The organism is Chamaesiphon sp. VAR_48_metabat_403, assembly GCF_031422475.1.
Classification (GTDB): domain Bacteria; phylum Cyanobacteriota; class Cyanobacteriia; order Cyanobacteriales; family Chamaesiphonaceae; genus Chamaesiphon.
This window is the reverse complement of sequence record NZ_JANPLS010000102.1, coordinates 1-7,644: the sequence shown is the minus strand read 5'-3', so window position 1 is coordinate 7,644 and position 7,644 is coordinate 1. Positions and strand designations below refer to the sequence as shown.

Annotated in this window: 6 protein-coding genes; all 6 read left to right on the top strand. The window is 49.4% G+C overall.

The features are described from left to right. Positions 1-367: 367 nt before the first annotated feature. The 6 genes from RMO79_RS05375 (at position 368) to RMO79_RS05350 (ending at position 7,608) form a co-directional block, all read left to right on the top strand. Positions 368-1,612 carry an AraC family transcriptional regulator gene (locus tag RMO79_RS05375; RefSeq protein ID WP_310482027.1) on the top strand — a complete coding sequence of 415 codons (1,245 nt, stop codon included), beginning with the start codon at positions 368-370 and terminating at the stop codon, positions 1,610-1,612. A gap of 225 nt (positions 1,613-1,837) precedes the next feature. Beyond that, positions 1,838-2,119, top strand: a complete 282-nt coding sequence (locus RMO79_RS05370) for a hypothetical protein (protein ID WP_310482026.1) — start codon at positions 1,838-1,840, stop codon at positions 2,117-2,119. Positions 2,120-2,293: 174 nt separating this feature from the next. After that, the gene (locus RMO79_RS05365) at positions 2,294-2,746 is read left to right on the top strand and encodes a hypothetical protein (protein WP_310482025.1); all 453 of its coding nucleotides are present in this window, start codon (positions 2,294-2,296) and stop codon (positions 2,744-2,746) included. A 153-nt stretch (positions 2,747-2,899) separates the two neighbouring features. Then, on the top strand, positions 2,900-3,301 hold the full coding sequence (locus tag RMO79_RS05360) for a hypothetical protein (RefSeq protein ID WP_310482024.1): 402 nt from the start codon (positions 2,900-2,902) through the stop codon (positions 3,299-3,301). Positions 3,302-3,324: 23 nt separating this feature from the next. Further along, the gene (locus tag RMO79_RS05355) at positions 3,325-5,469 is read left to right on the top strand and encodes a peptidase domain-containing ABC transporter (RefSeq protein ID WP_310482023.1); all 2,145 of its coding nucleotides are present in this window, start codon (positions 3,325-3,327) and stop codon (positions 5,467-5,469) included. Between the two features lie 489 nt (positions 5,470-5,958). Further along, the gene (locus RMO79_RS05350; protein ID WP_310482022.1) at positions 5,959-7,608 is read left to right on the top strand and encodes an HlyD family efflux transporter periplasmic adaptor subunit; all 1,650 of its coding nucleotides are present in this window, start codon (positions 5,959-5,961) and stop codon (positions 7,606-7,608) included. Positions 7,609-7,644: the final 36 nt, after the last annotated feature.

The following is a 7,644-nucleotide window of genomic DNA, read 5'->3' as shown; positions in this document are numbered from 1 at the left end:
CCCGTCCCCCCCGCTCCCATCTCCCCGCTCCCCGCTCCCATCTCGTATTAAGTATTCTTACAGCCTTGTCAAAAAAAACTCAGATGTTCGTGAATTTGGCTTACGTAAATGTATTGACAAGCACTGTTTTATTTGGGACGAACGTACGTAAATTCCGAGCGGAGATACTTCAACAGATATTTGATGTAACCATTTGAGGGCTTGAGTTCGAGCGAGATCGAGCAGATCCAACGGTAAAAATTATTTGCACTAAATTACAACATAATTGCTATACCATAGCCAATTGTCGTATTGATATTACTGTTGACAGTTGTGATGATAAGAGGATTCGAGATTACATCATATAACTTTTATACAACGAAATAAAATGAATTTACAATCGTTGCCCAGTAAAAGTCCTCGCCCGATCGATCGAACCCAGCGGCAGCAGATCGAACTCGAACAAATGTCAGCACAGTATCGCCCTCAGCATCGCGTTCGGGTTGAGGATGGCAATCGAGTAGCACCAAAAATGCGCCAGGTACTAACGCAGGCAATTGGATCGCACCAGATTGTTTCGCTCGATTCAGTTGCGGCAGATCCCTTCGAGATCCAGCACCTAAATACAGGTAATTTCGATTTGATCGATCTCCAGTGGGATAGTAGTTTCAAGCTGACACGACCGCAGGCAGATCGGTACCTCATGTGGATCGTCTTGGCAGGTTCCTTGTCACAACAACTCGATTCGCCCCTACAGCACCAACGTTCGCAAAAACTCAATTGCTCTCCCAAGATCGCCACAATCGTCAATCCGGGTCAAACAGTGGAAAGTATTTCTAGCCAGCAGGGGAAGGCTTTATTAGTATCGATCGATCGTGATGCGATCGAGTCAGCTACAAGCAAATTACTTACCAGATCTTTAAAACAGCCACTAATTTTCCAATCTAGCGTTGACCTTACCAGCGATTTAGGGATGAATCTGCAAAAATTTTTACAGTTTTTGTGGGAAAGTGCTGCGGGAGCGGGAGCAGTTTCGGCGGCATTCATGTTTGAGGAGTTGGAGCGGGCTTTCTTAGCCTGCACGCTCAAAGGTTTGCCCAGTAACTATTCCGAGGAAATATTAGATCGACTCGAAGGTGCATTTGCCGCTCACGTCCGCAAAGCACGCGTCTTTATTGAATCCAATCTCCACGAAGATATCAAACTCGGAGATATTGCCACCGCAGTTGGTGTCTGTGCGCGATTGCTTCAAAAAGCCTTTTCTCATCAGTGCGGCTGTTCGCCGATGCGCTTTGTCACTCAAACCCGACTCCACCGGATTCGTCAGGAATTGGAGTCACCCACCAGCGATGCCAAGATAGTCGATGTAATGATGGATTATGGCTTTACACAAGGGGGGAAGTTTGCAAAAGAATACCAACAACTATTTGGTGAAAATCCGTCGGATACGTTGAAACGATCGAGCCAGTTTCAGCCACAGCCTTCCCCACTCTGGCACCAAATCGACGATGCCCGCTCCGAACAAGTCATCGGCGGTCTATCTTGTGCTACCGAATGCGATCGTAGTGCCGAACGATTGCTAACGATCGTTCGACAGTGGCAGTTATTCGCATCTGGATTGCCGGATTTGTAGGCTTTAGGTTTTAGGTTGTAGGTTTTAGGTTTTAGGGGAAAGGGGGAAGGGGAAATAAAGATCTCCCAGTCGCCCAGTCCCCCCGTCTCCCCGTCCCCCCGTCCCCGATCGTGCCAAATGCGATCCGATCGACCGAAATGTGTTCGCAATCGGCATTTTCCAATCGGTTTGAGGACTTGTAATATATAAGAGATCGAAAGCATTCAATCAATTTTTGGAGTCTTTATGAATACTAATTTTGGGATCGAACTGTCTGATGATTCGGCACAAAACGTTAGCGGTGGCTTACGTGGAAGTGTAAATTTAGATGTCTATAAGAAATCTTATATCGATATCTACGTAAATAAGTACGTTGTCTCTTATGCTAATCCGAAAGGAAACTTAGCCGATGCGGAAGCGTATGCAGATGCTTCTGGTAAAGATTCATTGGCAGAGACTCTGACGCTATCTAGCACTACGCCCTTTAGCTCGTCGGCTTATAGCGGATCTACCTCTGCGTCTAAATAGCCCCAGCTAGAGTACAAAGCACGACTCAATTTTATACTGTCGTGCTTTGTGCTTTAGATGCGCGATTACCTCTCGGCGCGGCTGTGCCTACGGCAGGCTACGCCAACGCCAACGAGACGAGATCGCACGACATTAAATATGCACATTTTTTTTGAGAATTCATATTCTTTGGTTATGAAAATATTTAACTTGATGCCTGTAGAACTGTTGACAAGATCGGGCGACTGCAAACAGCCGATTTTTTTTGAGATTTTGCGTTCTTTGTTTGCAAAAATATTTAACCCGATCTCCTCAGCAGATTGTTCAGACAACTTGTTTTTCACTGAAATTCCAGATTTGGATGCCGCTGCTGTTGCTGGGGGTGCGTCGGCAAGTGTAGATGCAGTAGCCTTGGCTTATGGGCCATCAACTTATGCGTTTACTGATGCCAGGACTCGATCGACAGCTTATAACCCTAAGGTTTCCATCGCCGTAGGATCGGGTATTGCCATCGCCACGGGAGACCAGACATTTACTAATGTGAGTGTGTTTGGTACGGGAGATAAAGTATTCAAACAGTCAAAAACCTATGAATTTAACAACACTAAAATATCGACCGGATATGTCGTCGCCATTGACTATCAGTAGAGTGCGTGCGGGGATAATCTGTTGGTAAATGTGAGTGTTTTCGGTATGGGAAATTCGGTACTGGCCGATCGCGACTGCTGCTTCGACAAGGTGGAACTCTTCTCAAAACAATTTGCCATTGACTATTCTTAATTGATATCTCATGGAGGAATTATGCGAACTCTGAAAATTAGTAATTCGAGCTGCCAATCGCAGCGTGTGGATAACTTATTAGCGATTCTCGTTCCGAGAGGCTTCGCCAACGAGATCGACGATCTTGCGGCATCGACGATTAGTGGGGGGGCATCCATCGGAGTTGTCGCCACTGCTGAGGGATTTGGTGATGCAACTGTGTGGACGATTACCAGCAGTAAATCGACCCCTGAAGGTGCCACAGGCATGGGGACAATTACCATCGGAACAACTCCGTCGATCGATGGAACTAGTTATCGGCTCAAGGTCGGAGACAAGTCGATCGAATTTCCTGTAAGTCATTTTTTCAAACAAAAATTTGAAGGTCGCCAAGATATTTATAATTACTATCGATCGTTATTAAACAGTCTGTTCGCTCGTTAATTTTTCCCATTGGCCTACGACCCATGCCCTACTCCTGCATCCTGCAACATAGTGAAGAAGACTGTGGTGCGGCGTGTTTGGCGACTGTTGCCAAACATTACAAGCGTACCTTTACCCTCTCGCGAATTCGGGAAGCCGTGGGGACGGGATCGTGTGGGACTACTTTACTGGGATTGCGACGGGGGGCAGAGGCATTAGGGTTTCAAGCGCGGCAATGTCAGGCACCACCTCAATTAATCGATCGACTTCAGGAAGCACCATTACCCTTAATCGTCCACTGGAAAGGCAATCACTGGGTCGTACTATACCGACAACGGGGAAAGAAGTATACGATCGCCGATCCAGCCGTGGGGATTCGACACATTACGCAGACAGAACTGTTGGCGGGATGGTCGAATGGCATGATGTTGCTATTGCAACCAGATGAAGCGAAATTTTACGATCGACCCAACGATCGCACGACGGGATTCGGGCGATTTTTGCTGCGAGTTTTGCCGTATAAGTGGCTGCTAATCCAAGCTCTGCTAATTAACATCGCGATCGGATTATTAGCATTAGCAATGCCGATGATGATGCAGTTACTCACCGATGACGTACTAGTGCGCGGCGACTTACAACTGCTCTCCACCGTCGCGATCGCCGTCATCGTGATGAATCTATTTCGGAGTATCATCGGATTGATTCAATCCCAGTTAGTCGGGCATTTCGGACAGCGATTGCAACTGGGTTTAACCCTCGACTATGGCTTCAATCTGTTGCGGTTGCCCCTATCTTACTTCGATGCCCACCGCAGTGGCGAAGTAATTAGCCGCCTGAGCGATGTTCATACCATTAATACCCTCGTCGGTCAAATCGTCCTCGGTTTACCCAGTCAATTTTTTATTGCGATCGTCTCATTAGGGCTGATGATCCTCTATAGTTGGCAACTTACCATCGCCTCCGTTGCCGTCTTCTTTTTAGTAACGATCGTCAACCTGTTATTTCTGCCCGCACTGCGCCAAAAAACCCGCCGTTTAATCGTCGAAGGCACCGAAAATCAGGGCTTTTTAGTAGAAACCTTCCGCAGTGCCCTCGTCCTGAAAACCACCCAAGCCACGCCGCAAATCTGGGAAGAATACCAGCAAAATTTTGGGCGGCTGGCAAGTCTGAGCTGGGGGACGATGCAACTGGGTTTATATAGCTCCACCCTGACAGGCATTATTTCTAACTTAACCACGATCGGGTTACTCTGGTTCGGCAGCTACTTAGTCATCGATCGTACCTTGAGTATCGGTCAGTTAATCGCCTTTAATGGGATGAGTGGTAACTTCCTAGGCTTTCTGGGCAGCCTGATTGGGTTACTCGATGAATTTATTACCGCCCAGATCGTGATTCAACGCCTCTCCGAAGTTCTCGATGCCACCCCCGAAGAAGTCGATCCGACATCCAAACCGTGGGTATCCATTCCCAATAACGCCGATATCGTCTGCACCCGTGTAGACTTTCACCATACCGGACGAGTCGATCTGCTCCAAGATTTTACCCTGACAATTCCCGGCGGACAAGTTATCGCCCTGATCGGTCGATCCGGCTGCGGCAAAAGTACCCTCGCCAAACTCATTGCTGGATTATATCCCCTCGGTGCGGGGAATATTCGCTACGGTATCTATAACCAGCAAGATCTCTCCCTTGAATGTCTGCGCCAACAGGTCGTATTAGTCTCCCAAGATGCCCAATTTTGGAGTCGATCGATAATTGACAACTTTCGCCTTTCCTACCCGCAAGCATCCTTTAAACACATAGTCACAGCCTGTCAACTTTCAGGCGCAGACGAATTTATCAGCGAATTACCCAACAAATATCAAACCGTCTTAGGTGAATTTGGAGCCAACCTTTCCGGCGGTCAAAAACAACGCTTGGCTCTAGCCAGAGGCATTCTCACCAATCCCCCGATCTTAATCCTCGACGAATCCACAGGCGCACTAGATCCCAGTACCGAAAACCAAGTACTCGATCGCATCCTAGCCAAACGCCAACACCAAACCACCATCCTGATCAGCCACCGCCCCCGCGTCATCCTCCGCGCCGATTTAGTCATCTACCTCGATCGCGGCTCCATCGAAATCGTCGGCACCCCCGACGAATTATTACACGTTCCCGGTCGGCATTTGGATTTTTTAAGACCGTGAGGAGATGGGAGACGGGGAGACGGGGAGACGGGGAGACGGGGAGACGGGGAGATGGGGAGATGGGGAGATGGGGAGATGGGGAGATGGGAGTAAGGAGTAAGGAGTAAGGAGTAAGGAGTAAGGAGTAAGGAGTGTGGGTGGATTTAGTGGTGTTGAATATTTTCGATCTCAAATATTACAGTTTGACAAAACCCGCATCGCCGCCATGCTTGGAATGTAGGAACACCCACCCCGATGCCAACCAACCGACCCTTACGCAGGGGAGTTTGAGGGGGCGGCGATTTGCGCTCGTCGGGTTCCCCGACGGTTTAGCAAATCAAGACAGCGTTCCGCCTCTCAACGGGGGGGCTGGGGGTCGGAACCCCCAGATCCGGGTTCTGCCCCCACCAACAACCACCGCCACCCACCAATATATATCGCCTACCGCACCGCCCATCACCAACAACCAACGATCGCCTACCGCCCGCCTATTACCAACAATTAAAAGCCATGGAAGATCGAAACTTTTCGTCTGGAGAAATGATTCCTGCCAATATTAACAACAACGGACATCATTTAGTCACCATCGCCCCAGAAATTTCCCCAGATCTCGATAGTGCCTTCGATTCAGAAATTACCACAGATATCACCAGCGCGATCGTCCCCTTTGTCAAAACATCAGGTGCGATCGTCCAGTTAGATACCTCATCAGAATATTTACCAGAGATCGGGCGAGGAGTAAGCGCGATCGGATTATTCCTAGTAGCTAGTTTCGGCGCAGCCATCGCCCTCAGCGGCATCTTAAAATATAAAACTACCATCCAAGCCCCCGCCACCATCCGTCCCATCGGCGAACTCCGCCTGATCCAATCGACGATCGAAGGCTCCATATCGAGCATCGCCGTGCGCGAAAATCAAACCGTCCGCAAAGGCGATCCGATCGCCACCGTCAAAGATTCGCGCCTAGAAAGCAAACTCCAAACCAAACGCCGCCAACTAGTCGGAGACATTCAAAAAGCCAAATACCAGATTACCGCGCTCGACTCCCAAATCAGCGCACTCGATCGTCAGGGCACCGCCGAAATCGAACAAACCGCTCGATCGATCTCTGCCATTCAATCCGAACTCAGTCGCGCCGAACGCGATTATCGCGATAAAAACATTACCACCCAAACCGAAGTCGCCGAAGCCCAAGCTAACTGGCGCACCGCCCAAAAAGAACAACAAGCCGCCGAAGCCGAATTACAAATCACCGCCGCCAATATTCGATCGGTTCAGGCTGGCTACCAATCTGCCCTCGCCCGATCGCAACGCTACCAAAGTGCCGCTACTGAGGGCGCGATTTCTACCAACCAACTAGAAGAAGCCCAATTAGCCGCCGAACAACAGGCACAATCGATCGCCGCTCAAGAAGCCACGATCGCCAAACAACAGCAGATCGTCGCCCAGATTGCCGAAACAGTCACCGCCGCCGCCGCTAGAGTCAAACGTACCCAAACCGCTCTCAATCCCAGCCAATCCGAATCGCAAACGATCGTCCAAAAAATCGCCCGCGAACGTGCGACTGGTAAAGCCGCGATCGCCCGACTCCAACAAGAACGCCAAAAACTGTTCCTACAACGCAACGAAATCGTCGATCGGATTGCTATTAACGATCGCGAGATCGCCCAAATTGCCACCGAACTTAAACCCACGATCGTCCGCGCCCCCATATCCGGCACGATTCAAGAATTAAACCTCCGCAATAATGCCCAAGTCGTTAATGCAGGCGATCGAATCGCTCAAATTATGCCCACCGATACCGCCTTGAGTATCAAAGCCTTAGTCGCCATTGCCGATATCGCTAATGTTAAAGTCGGGCAAACAGTTCAACTCCGCGTCTCAGCTTGTCCCTACACCGATTATGGTGTCGCCACGGGCAAAGTCAGCGAAGTCGCCGCCGATGCCAAACCGATCGCTCAAAATGCCGCCCAACAGCCCCAAACTGCCGCCAACGGTGTTTATGAGGTAACTATTAAACCAGATACCCTTACGCTCAATCGCGGCACCAAAAAATGCCAAATTCGATCGGGCTTAACCGCCAGAGCCGACATCATTTCCAAAGAACAAACCATCCTCCATTTTATGCTCACTAAAGCACGGCTGTTGGTCGATCCGTAGAAGGCGGGGAGCGGGGAGAACGGAGAACGGAGAACG

Excerpts from the sequence above, each read along its gene's own strand:
- RMO79_RS05360 (WP_310482024.1), top strand. The coding sequence starts at position 2,900 with ATGCGAACTCTGAAAATTAGTAATTCGAGCTGCCAATCGCAGCGTGTG.
- RMO79_RS05365 (WP_310482025.1), top strand. The coding sequence starts at position 2,294 with ATGAAAATATTTAACTTGATGCCTGTAGAACTGTTGACAAGATCGGGC.
- RMO79_RS05350 (WP_310482022.1), top strand. The coding sequence starts at position 5,959 with ATGGAAGATCGAAACTTTTCGTCTGGAGAAATGATTCCTGCCAATATT.
- RMO79_RS05355 (WP_310482023.1), top strand. The coding sequence starts at position 3,325 with ATGCCCTACTCCTGCATCCTGCAACATAGTGAAGAAGACTGTGGTGCG.
- RMO79_RS05375 (WP_310482027.1), top strand. The coding sequence starts at position 368 with ATGAATTTACAATCGTTGCCCAGTAAAAGTCCTCGCCCGATCGATCGA.
- RMO79_RS05370 (WP_310482026.1), top strand. The coding sequence starts at position 1,838 with ATGAATACTAATTTTGGGATCGAACTGTCTGATGATTCGGCACAAAAC.